Origin of the sequence: Ensifer oleiphilus (assembly GCF_013371465.1) — a bacterium.
GTDB lineage: Bacteria > Pseudomonadota > Alphaproteobacteria > Rhizobiales > Rhizobiaceae > Ensifer > Ensifer oleiphilus.
This window is the reverse complement of the sequence record NZ_JABWDU010000002.1, coordinates 325,823-340,109: the sequence shown is the minus strand read 5'-3', so window position 1 is coordinate 340,109 and position 14,287 is coordinate 325,823. Positions and strand designations below refer to the sequence as shown.

The following is a 14,287-nucleotide window of genomic DNA, read 5'->3' as shown; positions in this document are numbered from 1 at the left end:
TCATTCGTATCTCAGCGCCTGCACCGGATCGAGGCGCGAGGCGCGCCAGGCCGGGAAGATCGTGGCGAGGAACGAGAGGCTGAGGGCCATGACGACGACAAGGATCGTCTCGTCGGCGTTCATGTCTGCGGGCAGCTGGTTGAGGAAGTAGAGTTCTGGGCTGAACAGCGTCGTGCCCGAAATCCAGGAGAAGAACTGGCGAATGGATTCGATGTTGAGGCAGACGACGACCCCGAGCAGAACGCCGGCAACAGTTCCCGCCGTACCGATCGCAGCTCCGGTCATGAAGAAGATGCGCATGACGGACCCGGCGGTCGCGCCCATTGTGCGAAGGATGGCGATGTCGCTGCCCTTGTCCTTCACCAGCATGATCAGGCCCGAAATGATGTTCAAGGCCGCGACCAGCACGATCAGCGTCAGGATCATGAACATCACGTTGCGCTGGACCTCGATCGTCGAGAAGAAAGTCTGGTTGCGATCGCGCCAGTCGGTGATGAAGATCTGCCGTCCGGCGGCGTCCTCGATCGGCTGGCGCAGTTCATGGACAAGATCCGGGTACTCGACGAAGATCTCGATGGACTGCGCAAGTCCTTTGGCATTGAAGAACAGCTGGGCCTCTTCGAGCGGCATAAAGACGATCGTCGAATCATATTCCCACATCCCGATCTCGTAGATCGCCGAAACGGTATAGGCTTTTACGAGCGGCAGCGTCCCGCCGCCATTGGACGATGTCAGTGTGATAGTGCCGCCCACCTGGATCCCGAGCTGGTGGGCCATGCGCGAGCCGATCGCCACGCCGGTGTCGGCTGCAAAGCCGACGAGATCGCCTGATTTGATATGTTCGGAGACCGATTTCATCTTGCCGAGATCGTCGGAGCGGATGCCGCGCACGAGCGCGCCGGTCGAGCTGTCGCCGACGCCCTGGGCCAGAACCTGACCCTCGATTAGCGGGATCGCCATCGTTACGCCCTTCACGCCGGAAAAGCGGGTGGCGAGGTCGGCGTAGTTGTTGAGCGGGCCGTCGATCGGCTGCACGATCACATGACCGTTGATGCTGAGAATGCGCGAGATCAGCTCGGTGCGAAAACCGTTCATCACCGCCATGACGATGATCAGCGTCGCAACGCCGAGCATGATGCCGATGAAGGAGAAGCCGGCGATCACCGAAATGAAGGCCTCCTTGCGCCGCGAGCGCAGATAGCGCCAGGCGACCATGCGCTCGAAGGCGGAAAAGGGGCGGCTGGCGGGCTTTGCGGACTGGCCTGCAGTCTGCACCTGATCTTCAGTCAAGGCGATCATCCTGCATCCCCTCGTCTCGTACTTGTCGTTATCAGCTTGTTGAGACCCGTCTCGACAGCCAGGGGCTCGCGTAGAGTTCGACTTCGCCATTAACGCTCGAACATTGCATGACGATGATCTGGATTGGCAGGCTGATCAGATCTCGTCATCGGTCTACAACCCGAACCGCGAGTGTCTGACCCACACCGACGTCGGTCTACTCGGGGCCACCGCTGGTGACAGCAGGAAAAGTGGTCTCTTCAACGGCCAGTGCGAAACAGGCTCCCCACTGGGGATGGTAGGCAGGTGGTCCGCGCCCGGTCAAAGCTGCAGGCCAAGCCGCGGTTCGATAAGCCGCGCCAAGGTCACTGCAGCTCAGAGCCCCACCCAGATCCGCAGTGGATGCGCCGGGTCCGCAAGCAACCGGATGGCGAGCGCGATCGAGACGATGACGAGCAGCGGCTTGATGATCTTGGCGCCCTTGGCCATGGCGTATCGCGAGCCGACCTGGGCGCCGAGAAACTGGCCGACGCCCATCATCAGGCCGACTTTCCAGAGGATCGCGCCGAAGAACAGGAAGACGGCGAAGGCGCCGACATTCGAGCCAAAGTTCAGGAATTTCGTGTGCGCCGTCGCCTTGAGGACGCCGAAGCCGGCAAGCGTGACGAAGCCGAGCATGAAGAACGAGCCGGTGCCGGGGCCGAAAACGCCATCGTAAAAACCGATCAGCGGCACGAGCGTCAGCGTGAACAGGAAGGGCGTGATGCGGCGATGCTGGTCGACGTCGCCCATGTTCGGCTTGAGGCCGAAATAGAGCGCGATGGCAATCAGCAGGAAGGGCAGGACCGCCTTCAGAACGTCACCGGGAACGATGGTCGCGAGCAGCGCGCCCAACACGGAGCCCGCCGCCGACATCAGCGCCATCGGCAATTGCTCTTTCAGGTTCACCTGACCGCGCCGGGCATAGGAAAGGGTGGCCGAGCCGGAGCCGAACAGCCCCTGCAGCTTGTTGGTGCCGAGCGTCTGGAGCGGCGGGATGCCCGCAATCAGCATGGCGGGAATGGTGATCATGCCACCACCACCGGCGATCGAATCGATGAAGCCGGCAATGAAGGCCGCAACGAACAGGAACACGAGCAGGTGGAAAGCGAGATCTTGCACGGGAGGGACTCGGAGAAGGGAGGAGTATGCAGGCCTTTCTGGCCTTGTGTCAGAGCCCGCGGCGAAATGCAAAGCCTTCTGTCATGCCGCATCTCTCACGCGCGTTTCGACGTGTGGATTCACGCAAGAAATCAGCGTCTTATCCAGATGTTCCGGGTGCCGGGGCGGGCGTCTGCCGCCTCCGGTCGATTGCCGGTTCTGGCGCTTTGCGCGCGCCCCGGTCGGGTGGTGAATTCCCCCAAACGCGACATGGTGATGGCGCAATCCGGTTTGACCCGTGCGATTGCCTCCGGTAAAAATGACGGATGTGCGACGGCGTCCGCTTCAGGCGGACTGAAAGAGCGTCCGGTGCGGCTGACCCAGGCAGGGGGCTTGAACCGGTGCTGTCCAGACCGACCCGGACTTGAGCCGGGCGGCGCTTCGTGTTGATTGCCGCGAAGGGGCCGAGGTCGAGCATGATATCATCCAGCATAACGCCGCCGCTGCCAGGGCCACTCGTCCTTGGGCTTGGCTGCGAGCGTGGCACGCCGGCCGATGAAGTGATTGCCCTTGCCGAAAAGGCGTTGGCGAAGGTGGGTGGCGCGAAAGCCGATATCGGCTTCGTCGCCTCGCTTGACGTCAGACGCGGTGAGCCCGCCATCCATGCCACCGCCGAGCACTTTGCCGTAGAGGCGCGTTTTTTCGATGCGGCCACGCTGGAGGCCGCAGCACCCAGGCTGCAAAACCCTTCGGCGATCGTCTTTGCCCACACCGGTTGCCACGGCGTTGCCGAAGGCGCGGCGCTGGTCGGCGCCGGCCCGGCAAGTGTGCTGCTCGTGGGCAAGCTCACCGCATCGCATGCGACCGCAGCAATCGCCGGACCTGTTGAGCGCCTGCCAGTGAGCGCTGCGACACCTGTGGTGGCGGCACCATGAGCTATTTGACGAGCCACATTTCGCAAAGAATGTGCGAACCATTTCAAATCTCTATGCGGATTTCTTGCGGATCTGAATCCGCTCCTTGCCAAGGCAAGTCAACGGCGGCGTGCAGGCGAATGGCAGGAGTTGCGGTATGAGCGAAACGATCTTTGCCGGTCTGCCTGAACTTGAGGCCGGTCACGTCTGGCTCGTCGGTGCCGGTCCCGGCGACCCCGGCCTCTTGACGCTTCACGCCGCCAATGCGCTCGGGCAAGCCGATGTCATCGTGCACGATGCGCTGGTCAACGAGGACTGCCTGAAGCTTGCCCGACCGGGCGCCGTGCTCGAATTTGCCGGCAAGCGCGGCGGCAAGCCGTCGCCGAAACAGCGCGATATTTCATTGCGGCTTGTCGAGTTGGCGCGTGCCGGTCAGCGCGTCCTGCGGCTGAAGGGCGGCGATCCCTTCGTCTTCGGGCGGGGCGGCGAGGAGGCTTTGACGCTGGTCGAAAACCGCATTCCGTTCCGCATCGTGCCGGGCATTACCGCGGGGATCGGCGGGCTTGCCTATGCCGGCATTCCCGTCACCCACCGCGAGGTCAACCACGCCGTCACCTTTCTGACAGGTCACGATTCCTCCGGTCTGGTGCCGGACAGGATCAACTGGCAGGGCATAGCTTCGGGCTCGCCTGTGATCGTCATGTATATGGCGATGAAGCATATCGGCACGATTGCCGCCAATCTCATCGCCGGCGGACGATCGCCTGAGGAGCCGGTTGCCTTCGTCTGCAACGCGGCCACGCCGGAACAGGCGGTGCTTGAAACAACGTTGGCGCGCGCCGAGGCCGATGTCACCGCTTCGGGTCTGCAACCGCCGGCAATCGTCGTCGTCGGCGAGGTCGTGCGGCTCAGGGCATCGCTCGACTGGATCGGGGCACTTGGCGGTCGCCAGCTTGTGGCCGATCCCTTCGCAAGCCGCGAGCTCAGGGATCCTGCATGAGCGGATTGCTGATCGCCGCGCCCTGTTCGGGTTCCGGCAAGACCACGGTGACACTCGGCCTGATGCGCGCCATGCGGCGGCGGGGCATGGCAATCGCGCCCGGCAAGGCGGGACCCGACTATATCGATCCGGCGTTCCACACCTTTGCCAGCGGCGAGCCATGCCTCAACTACGACCCATGGGCCATGCGACCCGACCTTCTGGCAGCAAACGCCGCGCACGCCGCAACAGAGGGGCGCACGCTGGTTGTCGAGGCGATGATGGGCCTGCACGACGGTGCGGCCGATGGCAGCGGCACGCCGGCCGATCTGGCTGCCGCCCTCGATCTTGCCGTCATCCTCGTGGTCGATTGCGCCCGCATGTCGCATTCGGTCGCCGCACTCGTGCGCGGCTATGCCGATTACCGCGGGGATATCCGGGTTGCCGGCGTCATCCTCAACAAGGTCGGAAGCGACCGGCATGAAATGATGCTGCGCGATGCGCTGACGCGCGTGGGCATGCCTGTTTTCGGCGTGCTCAGGCAGGACAGCGCCCTGAAACTGCCCGAGCGGCATCTCGGCCTGGTGCAGGCCGGCGAACATGGCTCGCTTGAGACATTTATCGATTATGCGGCTGATCGGATCGAGGCGACCTGCGATCTCGATGCGATCCGCGCTGCCTCCGCCCTCTCGCCTTCCGAACGTGCACAGAGCGAAGTCATCCGCTTCAAGCCGTTCGGGCAGCATATCGCGGTGGCGCGGGATGTGGCATTCGCCTTTAGCTACGAGCACCTCCTGTTCGGCTGGCGCCGTGCCGGGGCGCAAATCTCCTTCTTCTCGCCGCTTGCCGACGAAAGCCCTGATGCCACGGCCGATGCGATCTATCTGCCGGGTGGTTATCCCGAGCTTCACGCCAGCCGGCTGCAGGCGGCAGCAGCGTTTCGATCCGGCATGGCTGCGGCGGTCAAGCGGGGCGCGCGGATTTTCGGCGAGTGCGGGGGCTACATGGTGCTGGGCGAGGGGCTTGTCGCCGCCGATGGCGCGCGCTACCAGATGCTCGGCCTGCTGCCGCTCGTCACAAGTTTTGCCGAGCGCAGGCGGCACCTCGGCTACCGCCGTGTCGTGCCTCTCGACACCACGTTCTTCGATGGACCCATGACGGCGCACGAATTCCACTACGCGACCATCGTCTCTGAAGGTACCGCCGACCGGTTGTTTTCCGTCAGCGATGCCGCCAGCGTCGATCTGGGGCCGGCAGGTCTGAAGCGCGACAATGTCGCCGGCTCTTTCATGCACCTCATCGACATTATGGATCGGCCATGAGCGCGCCGATCGTGCATGGCGGTGGCATCACCGAAGCCGCCGCCCGATTCGGTGGTCGCTTCGAGGATTGGCTCGACCTGTCGACCGGCATCAATCCACGGGCGGTCGATCTGCCGCCGGTGCCGCTGCAGGCCTGGCACAGGCTGCCCGACAATCTGACGATCGACAGCGCCCGCGCAGCTGCCGCCGGCTATTACAGGACCAGCGGCATTCATCCCTTGCCGGTGCCCGGTACGCAATCGGTGATCCAGCTTTTGCCGCGCCTCGTTCCGGCCGGCCGCCGGGTTGCCGTTTTCGGCCCCACCTATGGCGAATATGCGCGCGTACTGACGGCAGCCGGTTTTGCCGTCGATCGGGTGGTGCGTGCCGAGGAGCTTGGGCCCGAGCACGGTCTTGCGGTGGTGGTCAACCCCAACAACCCGACCGGACGCGCCTTTCATCCGGCAGACATCCTGGCAATGGCGGCAGCGATGAAGGCGAACGGCGGCGCGCTTGTCGTCGATGAGGCGTTCGGCGACCTTCAGCCGGATTTGAGCGTCGCCGGCCATGTGGCCGCCAACGACAACCTCATCGTCTTCCGCTCCTTCGGAAAATTCTTCGGTCTGGCCGGTCTGCGCCTCGGCTTCGTCGTGGCAAGCGATGCCGTGCTCGAAGCCTTTGGCGAACGGCTCGGCCCCTGGGCGGTGTCCGGACCGGCACTGGTCATCTCCACGGCATTGATGTCCGGCGACACTGAAGCGATCGCCGCGGGTATTCTCGAGCGCCGCGCCGGCCTCGATGCGGTGCTTGATGACGCAGGTCTCAAACGTATTGGTGGAACCGGCCTGTTCGTGCTGGTGGAGCAAGCCGACGCCAGCGCCTTGCATCAGCATCTCTGCAAGGCACAGATCCTGACACGCAAATTCGACTACGATGCCCGCTGGCTCAGGATCGGGCTTGCGCCCGACGCAGAAGGCGACCAGCGGCTGGCGGATGCATTGCGCCACTGGAACACCCTGCGCCCTGGGGAGTGCTGAGTGTCAGGCGAGATCCTCCTCATCCTTGTGGCGGCGCTGCTGCTCGATCGCGTCGTCGGCGATCCGGACTGGCTCTGGTCGCGTCTGCCGCATCCCGTGGTCTTCTTCGGCAAGGCGATTGCGGTCTTCGATGGCGCGCTGAACAGGCATGAGACCCTTGGCGCCGGCGGCTTGAAGCTTCGCGGCGTCGTAGCGATCGGCCTGCTGTTGCTTGCAAGCGTGGTCTTCGGTTGCATCCTGCATAGATTGTTCGGCACGATGGGCCCACTTGGCTATCTGCTCGAGACTGTCGTCGTTGCGGTGTTTCTGGCGCAAAAGAGCCTAGGCGACCACGTCGGGCGCGTTGCCGAAGGCTTGCGGTACGGTGGCCTTGAAGGTGGGCGTGCCGCCGTCTCGATGATCGTGGGGCGCGATCCGAAGACGCTCGATGCGCCCGGAGTCTGCCGCGCGGCGATCGAGAGCCTTGCCGAGAACTTTTCCGACGGTGTCGTCGCTCCCGCCTTCTGGTATGCGGTTGCCGGCCTTCCCGGCCTGCTCGCCTACAAGATGCTGAACACCGCCGATTCGATGATCGGCCACAAATCGCCGAAATACCTCTACTTCGGCTGGGCCGCCGCCCGGCTAGACGACGTCGCCAACCTGCCGGCCGCAAGGCTGTCCATCCTTTTGATTGCCGCTGGCGCTCTGTTGCGCCGTGGCCGTCGCGCCGCGGTCGATGCGATCGGCGTGGCGCTGCGCGACCACGGCTTGCACCGCTCGCCCAATTCCGGCTGGCCGGAGGCTGCAATGGCCGGTGCGCTGAACCTGCAGCTTGCCGGGCCGAGAATCTATGGCGGTGTCAGGGTCAGCGAGCCGATGATCAATGGTCCGGGCCGTGCTATTGCCGCAAGCGAAGATATCGATGCAGGAATTGCCGTATTCTACGGCGCCTGTTCGGCGATGACTTTGGCTGTTCTTCTGATCGCCATGATTTGATGGGCACTCGCCATGTATCCACGCCACGTCGATCTTTGTGTTAAGACTCTGCTTTCCATATGTATTAAACTCGGATCATGACGAGCCGGTTATTCTTTGCGAACGTTTGGTTCCACCGTTTGCAGCGCGCGCGCCCGGTGACGCGTGAGAGACGCTGCTGCGCCTGAAGCCTGCTGCATGATCTTCCCGACAGGTCGGGATCTTGCGGTCGAGGTTTCGCACGCGGAGAGTGAAGCATGCGACACGCATTCCTGACTGTGCTGATTGCCGCTTTGATGCAGTTTCCCGCTCAGCCGCTGAGCGCCGCCAATCTCGTTGCCAAGATCAGCCTCTCCTCCCAGACGATGGTGGTGAAGCAGAACGGCGTGGTGATGTATCGGTGGAAGGTTTCCACGGCGCGCAAGGGCTATGTCACGCCCAAGGGAAGCTGGAAGGCGAAATGGCTTTCGCGAAACCATCGCTCGCGAAAATATGACAATGCGCCAATGCCTTACGCGGTGTTCTTCAACGGCGGATACGCCGTGCATGCAACCTACGACCTGAAGCGGCTCGGCCGACCCGCATCGCATGGCTGCGTGCGACTGCATCCAAACAATGCTGCGGAATTCTTCGCGCTGGCGCGTGAACACGGGCTTAGCAACACGCGGATCGTCATCACGCGTTAGAGCATTCCCAGGAAAAGTGCGCAGCGGATTTCCGCTAGGGAATGCGAAACAACAAAGGATGTAGCGCGTTTCTGCGACCGGCTTAACGCGGAAACGCGCTGAGATGCGGAATGGGAGGGCTCAGTCGATGCCGGCGACGTGCATCAGCCTATCCATGCTGGGCACGGTGACACGGCGGCTGTTTTCGATGCGGATGACATTGTCCTTGCGCAGCTTGGTGATCTGCCGGCTGACGGTCTCTATTGTCAGGCCGAGATAGTCGGCGATATCGGCGCGCGACAATGGCAGGTCGAACTCCGTTGCCGTGCCGTTTTCCGGATCGATGTGGGTGGCGATGATATAGAGGAAGCTTGCGACCTTCTCCTGCGCGGTCTTGCGACCGAGCGTGAGCATCCAGTCGCGCGCCTCGTCCAGTTCCTTCAGTGCCTGTTCGTGCAGGCGGTGTTCAAGCCCCGGCGCCTCGGCGACCAGCCGCTCCATGACATTGCGCGGGAACGAGCAGATGTCGGTGTCGATCGCCGCTTCCGCGGTCAACGCGCTTTCGCGCGTGAAGGGGCGCCCCATGAAATCGGGTGCGAACTGCAGGCCGACGATCTGCTGGCGCCCATCAGATAGAACCTTGCTGAGCTTGACGACGCCGCTGATGATGTTGGCGTAGCTGTCGGTCATCTCGCCCTGACCGACGACCTCGCGACCGGGCTCGACGCGCCTGCGGGTCGAATGCCGGCTAAGGTCAAGAAGCTGGTCGGGGGTCAGCGTGCCGCAAACGCCGCCGTGGCGCGCCTCGCAGGCAGCGCAGACGGATGGAATGTCCGAATTGTGGATATCCTTGCGGCGATGTTCGGTCACGATCTGCAAATCTTTCTTCCCTGCATCGGGTTTGTTCCGGGGACCAAAGAGGATGCGGGCGGTTAAATCAAGAGTTGACAGGTGCTAATTCCGGAAGCGCGAAACAATGTCTCATGCCAAATTGCGAATTGTCAAATTTAACGTGTTAATTCTGCAACTTGATCAAAATCAAAGGTCTCCTTCGCCATCCGTCCTATGCCTTGACCAACTTGACGGAGAGACCGATGGACGACGCTCTGATCCTGAAATATGCGAGCCCCGTGCCGCGCTATACCAGCTACCCGACCGCGCCGCATTTTTCCGAAACGGTCGGTCAGGCTGAATACCAATCCTGGCTCGACGCGATCGAACCTGGTGAGGCGCTGTCGCTCTATGCGCATGTGCCCTATTGCGACCGGCTGTGCTGGTTCTGTGCCTGCCACACCAAGCAGACGCTGCGTTACGACCCGGTGACGACCTATCTCAACGGTCTGCACCGCGAGATTGCGGCGATCGGCGGACGGGTGAACGGCCAGGCGAAGGTCACGGCGCTGCATCTGGGCGGTGGATCGCCGACATTGCTGAGGCCAGACGATCTGATCGCGCTCAGGCAGGCCTTCAACCGTCACTTTCAGTTTTCCAGTGATTGCGAAATCAGCGTCGAAATGGACCCGAACGATCTCGACGAGGCGCGCCATGATGCGCTGGCGGCGATCGGCATGACGCGGGCGAGCTTCGGCGTCCAGGATTTCGACCCGGTGGTGCAAAAGGCGATCAACCGCATCCAGACCTATGAGCAGACGCGCGACGCGATCGAGGCGTCGCGGGCGCGGGGCGTGCGCTCGGTCAATTGCGATGTGCTTTACGGCTTACCCTATCAGAGCCTGTCATCGCTTGAAGCCACGATCGATGCCGTTCTGTCCTTGGCGCCCGACCGTGTCGCGCTCTTCGGCTACGCCCATGTGCCGTGGATGAAGAAGCACCAGTCGATGATCCCGGACGAAAGCCTGCCCGGTATCGTCGAGCGCTTTGCCCAGATGAGCCGGGCAGCCGAAATGCTTGTCGCCGCCGGATACGAGGCTGTTGGCATCGATCATTTCGCCAAGCCCGGTGACAGCCTGGCGATCGCCAGCCGGGAAGGGCGCCTGCGCCGGAACTTTCAAGGCTATACCACGGACAGCGCCGAAACCCTGATCGGTCTCGGTGCCTCTTCGATCGGTCAGTTTCGTCAAGGTTATGTGCAGAACATGCCGGCAACCGGCGAATATCTGCGCCAGGTCGAGCAATCCGGTCTGGCGGCGATGCGCGGTTACATGCTGACGCCGGACGACCGCCTGCGATCGCGGGTGATTGCGGCGATCATGTGCGATTTCGCCTTTTCCTTTTCGCGACTCAGGGCCGAATTTCCTGAATGCGCCGGGACGGTTATCGAGGAGGCAAAGCTCTTTCGCGCAAGGGATGTGGACGGGTTGACGGCGATCGAGGACGGCTTCTTTCGACTGACCGAACGCGGCCGGCCATTTGCCCGGTCGGTTGCGGCGGTTTTCGACGCTCATCTTCAATCGGGGCGCGGGCGTCATTCGGTCGCCGTTTAGCAACACCGCAGTCAAATCGCGGCGCTTGTTATCAAGGCCATTGGCTTTTGCGGCGCATTTACCTATAGGATCGCCGAGACTCGGAATAAAATAATAAAGAGGTATGCGCGTGACTGCTACATTCGACAAGGTTGCCGACATCATCGCGGAAACGAGCGAGATCGATCGCGAGACGATCACGCCGGAAAGCCACACGATCGACGATCTCGGCATCGACAGCCTGGACTTCCTCGACATCGTCTTTGCGATCGACAAGGAATTCGGCATCAAGATTCCGCTGGAACAGTGGACGCAGGAAGTCAACGAAGGCAAGGTTTCGACCGAAGAATACTTCGTTCTCAAGAACCTCTGCTCCAAGATCGACGAGCTGCGGGCTGCCAAGGCCTGATTGGGCCAAGGTTCAAGCCTTTCCAATCGATTTCCAATGCCGCCGGTCGCGCCTCGCGCTTGACAGGCGGCATTGGCGTTTTTACTTGAGCCCGAAACCAAACGGGGTGAGCCTCCATGCTCCTTGAATACTTCCAGATGATCGATCGTGTCGAAACGGTCGATCTTTCGGCTGGCCGGCTGACGGCGCGATCCGTCGTTCCCGAAAAGAGCCCGGTATTCGAGGGCCACTTCCCAGGCTATCCGCTGGTGCCGGGTGTGCTTCTGATCGAGACGATGGCGCAGGCTTCGGGATTTCTCGTTCTGGCCTCGACCAATTTCGCGGCAATGCCGTTTCTGATGTCGGTCGACGGCGCCAAGATGCGGACCTTCGTCGAACCCTCGGCCGAACTCGATATCGAAGCCTTCCTCGAGCACGACGGTTCCGGCTTCGCGGTCACCAAGGCGAAGATCACGTCTGCGGGCAAGAAGGTCTGTGACGCACAGTTGAAACTCAGAACGATGCCGTTCGATCAGGTGCCGCTCGGCGATATCGTGCGCAAGCGCGCCGTCGAGGTGGGCCTGATGGCGGCGATTGCGGCAGACGCCGCTTCGGAGAAGTGAAGATGAGCAAATCCGCAAACGACGTGGTGATCACCGGTGTCGGTATCGTCACGAGCCTGGGTGTCGGCGTCGAGCCGCATATTGCGCTTCTGAGCGCAACCGAGACGCCGGCTGCACGCGTCGAGACGGAAAAGTTCAAGCCCTATCCAGTGCATCCGCTGCCGGAGATCGACTGGTCCCAGCAGATCGCCAAGCGCGGCGACCAGCGACAGATGGAAAACTGGCAGCGCCTCGGCGTCTTTGCCGCCGGTCTGGCGCTTGACGATGCCGGTCTCAAGGACAATCTCGACGCTTGCGGCAGCATGGACATGATCGTTGCTGCCGGTGGCGGCGAGCGCGACATCAACGTCGATTCGCTGATCGTCGACGAGGCGCTGAAGCGCAACGACCGCGAGCAGCTCTTGAACGAGAAGCTGACGACCGAACTGCGCCCGACGCTGTTCCTGGCCCAGCTTTCCAACCTTCTCGCCGGCAACATTTCCATCGTGCACAAGGTGACGGGTTCGTCGCGCACCTTCATGGGCGAAGAGGCAGCCGGCATTTCGGCAATCGAAACGGCCTTCTTCCGCATCAAGGCCGGACAGTCGACGCACACGCTGGTCGGCGGTGCGTTTTCCGCCGAGCGTCTCGACATCATGCTGATGATCGAGGCGATCCAGGGGCAGGCAACGGGCGACTGGCACCCGATCTGGTCACGCAGCCGTGAAAACGGTGGCGGCATGATCCCCGGATCCGTCGGCGCCTTCCTGGTGCTGGAATCCCGCGAATACGCCGAAGCGCGCGGCGCGCGCATCTATGCGACGATCGACGCGATCGGCAGCGACCGCGGCAGCCGCGTCGACGGCAAGCTGGAAGCGCGCCTTGCGGACCTAGCAAAGCCGGCGGAAAAGCTCGATCCGGCGCAGACGGTCGTCTTCTCCGGCACATCCGGTTTCCATGACCTCGTCGCCAGCGAAAAGGCGTTTCTGGAAGGTAAGCTCGCCGACGCGCCGGTGCGCGCCTATGGCGGTCTTGTCGGCCACAGCATCGAAGCACAGTTTCCGGCAGGCCTTGCGCTTGCAGCACTCACGCTCGGCCACGGCGCCAAGGTTCCGGCCTTCGACGCAAGCTTCGAAAAGCCGATGACGGCTGCCGCCCGGTCGGCGGTCGTGACCACCATCGGTCACTCCCGCGGCGAAGGCGTCGCGGTCCTTTCGGCCGAATAAGAGGAACGATTGATGAGCAATGCTTACAAGGATCATCTCGGTCGTCCGATCGTCGCCGTCACCGGCATGGGCGTCATCACCTCGCTCGGCCAGGGGCTCGAGGACAACTGGTCGGCGCTGACCGGCGGCGCCTCCGGCATCCGCAAGATCACCCGTTTCCCGACGGAGGGTCTCAACACCCGCATCTCCGGCATGGTCGACTTCATCGAGGTGCCGGTGGCCAATTCGGTCGAGCGCTCCTATGCCATGGCCCGCGAGACCACGCTCGAGGCGCTGGCGCAGGCCGGCCTGTCCGGCGATTTCAACGGCCCGCTGTTTCTCGCCGCTCCACCAATCGAGCCGGAATGGAGCGCGCGCTTCGAACTGGCCGACCGGTCGCCGCCGTCCACGCAGCCGGGCGACGCCTACAATCGCTTCCTTGCCGCCATGCGCGAGAAGGCCGATCCCGGCTTCCATGAAGCCGTGCTCTTCGGCGCGATCTCCGAGCGTCTTGCCGATCGGTTCGGCACCCGCGGCCTGCCGGTGACGCTGTCGACCGCCTGTGCTTCTGGTGCAACGGCGATCCAGCTCGGCGTCGAAGCCATTCGCCAGGGCCGCACCGATCGCGCGCTGACGGTCGCGACCGACGGATCCGTCAGCGCCGAAGCGCTCATCCGCTTTGCTCTTCTGTCGGCGCTGTCGACCCAGAACGACCCGCCGGAAAAGGCGTCCAAGCCCTTCACCAAGGATCGTGACGGCTTCGTCATTGCCGAGGGTGCTGCAACCCTGGTGCTGGAATCGCTGGACGCGGCCGTCGCACGTGGCGCCCGCGTCTACGGTATCCTGAAGGGTTGTGGCGAGAAGGCCGATCTCTTCCACCGCACGCGCTCGTCGCCCGATGGCGGGCCGGCGATCGCGACGATCCGCGCGGCGCTCGCCGACGCCGGCATTGACGAAGGGGGCATCGGCTACATCAATGCCCACGGCACCTCGACGCCGGAAAACGATAAGATGGAATATCTGTCGATGTCGGCCGTCTTCGGCGAACATCTGCCGTCGATCCCTGTTTCGTCGAACAAGTCGATGATCGGCCATACGCTGACGGCTGCCGGTGCGGTCGAAGCGGTGTTCTCGATCCAGACGATGCTGACGGGCACCTTGCCGCCGACGATCAACTACCAGAACCCCGACCCGGCGATCGTGCTCGACGTCGTGCCGAACGTGAAGCGCAGCCAGCAGGTCTCGGCAGTGCTGTCCAACTCCTTTGGCTTCGGCGGACAGAACGCCAGCCTTGTCATGACCGCCGAGCCGGCCTAAGCCGACGGCGACAGCGCTACGCGCCGGGTGTGGCGCGCAGCGGACGCTGCAATGCATTAGACCTGCTGCACGGTGTTTCCTTCA

General features: G+C 62.8%; 14 protein-coding genes. 11 read left to right on the top strand and 3 right to left on the bottom strand.

The features are described 5' to 3' along the window. Both HT585_RS08350 and HT585_RS08345 read right to left on the bottom strand, forming a co-directional pair. Positions 1 to 1,299, bottom strand: a complete 1,299-nt coding sequence (locus tag HT585_RS08350; RefSeq protein ID WP_176352479.1) for a lipoprotein-releasing ABC transporter permease subunit — start codon at positions 1,297 to 1,299, stop codon at positions 1 to 3. 354 nt (positions 1,300 to 1,653) lie between these two features. Beyond that, on the bottom strand, positions 1,654 to 2,439 hold the full coding sequence (locus HT585_RS08345; protein ID WP_176352478.1) for a TSUP family transporter: 786 nt from the start codon (positions 2,437 to 2,439) through the stop codon (positions 1,654 to 1,656). A 455-nt stretch (positions 2,440 to 2,894) separates the two neighbouring features. Here HT585_RS08345 and HT585_RS08340 point away from each other — a divergent pair, with 455 nt between their 5' ends. The 6 genes from HT585_RS08340 (at position 2,895) to HT585_RS08315 (ending at position 8,289) form a co-directional block, all read left to right on the top strand. Beyond that, complete coding sequence (locus tag HT585_RS08340; RefSeq protein WP_176352477.1) at positions 2,895 to 3,353, top strand: cobalamin biosynthesis protein; 459 nt, start codon at positions 2,895 to 2,897, stop codon at positions 3,351 to 3,353. Between the two features lie 136 nt (positions 3,354 to 3,489). Next, positions 3,490 to 4,332 (top strand): uroporphyrinogen-III C-methyltransferase, encoded by an 843-nt coding sequence (gene cobA, locus HT585_RS08335; protein WP_176352476.1) that lies wholly within the window; start codon positions 3,490 to 3,492, stop codon positions 4,330 to 4,332. Continuing rightward, the gene (locus tag HT585_RS08330) at positions 4,329 to 5,633 is read left to right on the top strand and encodes a cobyrinic acid a,c-diamide synthase CobB (protein WP_176352475.1); all 1,305 of its coding nucleotides are present in this window, start codon (positions 4,329 to 4,331) and stop codon (positions 5,631 to 5,633) included. The genes cobA and HT585_RS08330 overlap by 4 nt, the downstream gene beginning before the upstream one ends. Beyond that, entirely contained in the window at positions 5,630 to 6,649 is a 1,020-nt protein-coding gene (cobD, locus tag HT585_RS08325) for a threonine-phosphate decarboxylase CobD (RefSeq protein ID WP_176352474.1), read from the top strand. The genes HT585_RS08330 and cobD overlap by 4 nt, the downstream gene beginning before the upstream one ends. Continuing rightward, positions 6,650 to 7,624, top strand: a complete 975-nt coding sequence (gene cbiB, locus HT585_RS08320) for an adenosylcobinamide-phosphate synthase CbiB (protein ID WP_176352473.1) — start codon at positions 6,650 to 6,652, stop codon at positions 7,622 to 7,624. It begins immediately after the preceding gene. Between the two features lie 275 nt (positions 7,625 to 7,899). Continuing rightward, entirely contained in the window at positions 7,900 to 8,289 is a 390-nt protein-coding gene (locus HT585_RS08315; RefSeq protein WP_246707644.1) for a L,D-transpeptidase, read from the top strand. A 120-nt stretch (positions 8,290 to 8,409) separates the two neighbouring features. On the opposite strand, the gene HT585_RS08310 is transcribed toward HT585_RS08315, so the two are convergent. Continuing rightward, positions 8,410 to 9,147, bottom strand: coding sequence for a Crp/Fnr family transcriptional regulator (locus HT585_RS08310; protein WP_176352471.1), 738 nt, complete (start codon positions 9,145 to 9,147; stop codon positions 8,410 to 8,412). A gap of 215 nt (positions 9,148 to 9,362) precedes the next feature. On the opposite strand from HT585_RS08310, the gene hemN reads away from it, so the two are divergent. The 5 genes from hemN to HT585_RS08285 all read left to right on the top strand — a co-directional run bounded on the left by hemN (position 9,363) and on the right by HT585_RS08285 (position 14,203). Continuing rightward, positions 9,363 to 10,712 (top strand): oxygen-independent coproporphyrinogen III oxidase, encoded by a 1,350-nt coding sequence (gene hemN / locus HT585_RS08305; protein ID WP_176352470.1) that lies wholly within the window; start codon positions 9,363 to 9,365, stop codon positions 10,710 to 10,712. A 103-nt stretch (positions 10,713 to 10,815) separates the two neighbouring features. Continuing rightward, positions 10,816 to 11,100 carry an acyl carrier protein gene (locus HT585_RS08300; RefSeq protein WP_115420040.1) on the top strand — a complete coding sequence of 95 codons (285 nt, stop codon included), beginning with the start codon at positions 10,816 to 10,818 and terminating at the stop codon, positions 11,098 to 11,100. Between the two features lie 116 nt (positions 11,101 to 11,216). Next, positions 11,217 to 11,702: a 3-hydroxyacyl-ACP dehydratase FabZ family protein gene (locus tag HT585_RS08295; protein ID WP_173420260.1), complete on the top strand. Its 486-nt coding sequence runs from the start codon at positions 11,217 to 11,219 to the stop codon at positions 11,700 to 11,702. A 2-nt stretch (positions 11,703 to 11,704) separates the two neighbouring features. Beyond that, positions 11,705 to 12,907: a beta-ketoacyl-ACP synthase gene (locus HT585_RS08290; RefSeq protein WP_176352469.1), complete on the top strand. Its 1,203-nt coding sequence runs from the start codon at positions 11,705 to 11,707 to the stop codon at positions 12,905 to 12,907. A gap of 12 nt (positions 12,908 to 12,919) precedes the next feature. After that, complete coding sequence (locus tag HT585_RS08285; RefSeq protein WP_176352468.1) at positions 12,920 to 14,203, top strand: beta-ketoacyl-ACP synthase; 1,284 nt, start codon at positions 12,920 to 12,922, stop codon at positions 14,201 to 14,203. Positions 14,204 to 14,287 lie beyond the last annotated feature (84 nt).

Bases quoted from the DNA above. Each gene is read 5' to 3' on its own strand.
- HT585_RS08340 (WP_176352477.1), top strand. From the start codon at position 2,895: ATGATATCATCCAGCATAACGCCGCCGCTGCCAGGGCCACTCGTCCTT.
- HT585_RS08285 (WP_176352468.1), top strand. From the start codon at position 12,920: ATGAGCAATGCTTACAAGGATCATCTCGGTCGTCCGATCGTCGCCGTC.
- HT585_RS08290 (WP_176352469.1), top strand. From the start codon at position 11,705: ATGAGCAAATCCGCAAACGACGTGGTGATCACCGGTGTCGGTATCGTC.
- HT585_RS08350 (WP_176352479.1), bottom strand. From the start codon at position 1,299: ATGATCGCCTTGACTGAAGATCAGGTGCAGACTGCAGGCCAGTCCGCA.
- cobD (WP_176352474.1), top strand. From the start codon at position 5,630: ATGAGCGCGCCGATCGTGCATGGCGGTGGCATCACCGAAGCCGCCGCC.
- HT585_RS08330 (WP_176352475.1), top strand. From the start codon at position 4,329: ATGAGCGGATTGCTGATCGCCGCGCCCTGTTCGGGTTCCGGCAAGACC.
- HT585_RS08295 (WP_173420260.1), top strand. From the start codon at position 11,217: ATGCTCCTTGAATACTTCCAGATGATCGATCGTGTCGAAACGGTCGAT.
- cobA (WP_176352476.1), top strand. From the start codon at position 3,490: ATGAGCGAAACGATCTTTGCCGGTCTGCCTGAACTTGAGGCCGGTCAC.
- HT585_RS08300 (WP_115420040.1), top strand. From the start codon at position 10,816: ATGCGCGTGACTGCTACATTCGACAAGGTTGCCGACATCATCGCGGAA.
- HT585_RS08315 (WP_246707644.1), top strand. From the start codon at position 7,900: ATGCAGTTTCCCGCTCAGCCGCTGAGCGCCGCCAATCTCGTTGCCAAG.
- hemN (WP_176352470.1), top strand. From the start codon at position 9,363: ATGGACGACGCTCTGATCCTGAAATATGCGAGCCCCGTGCCGCGCTAT.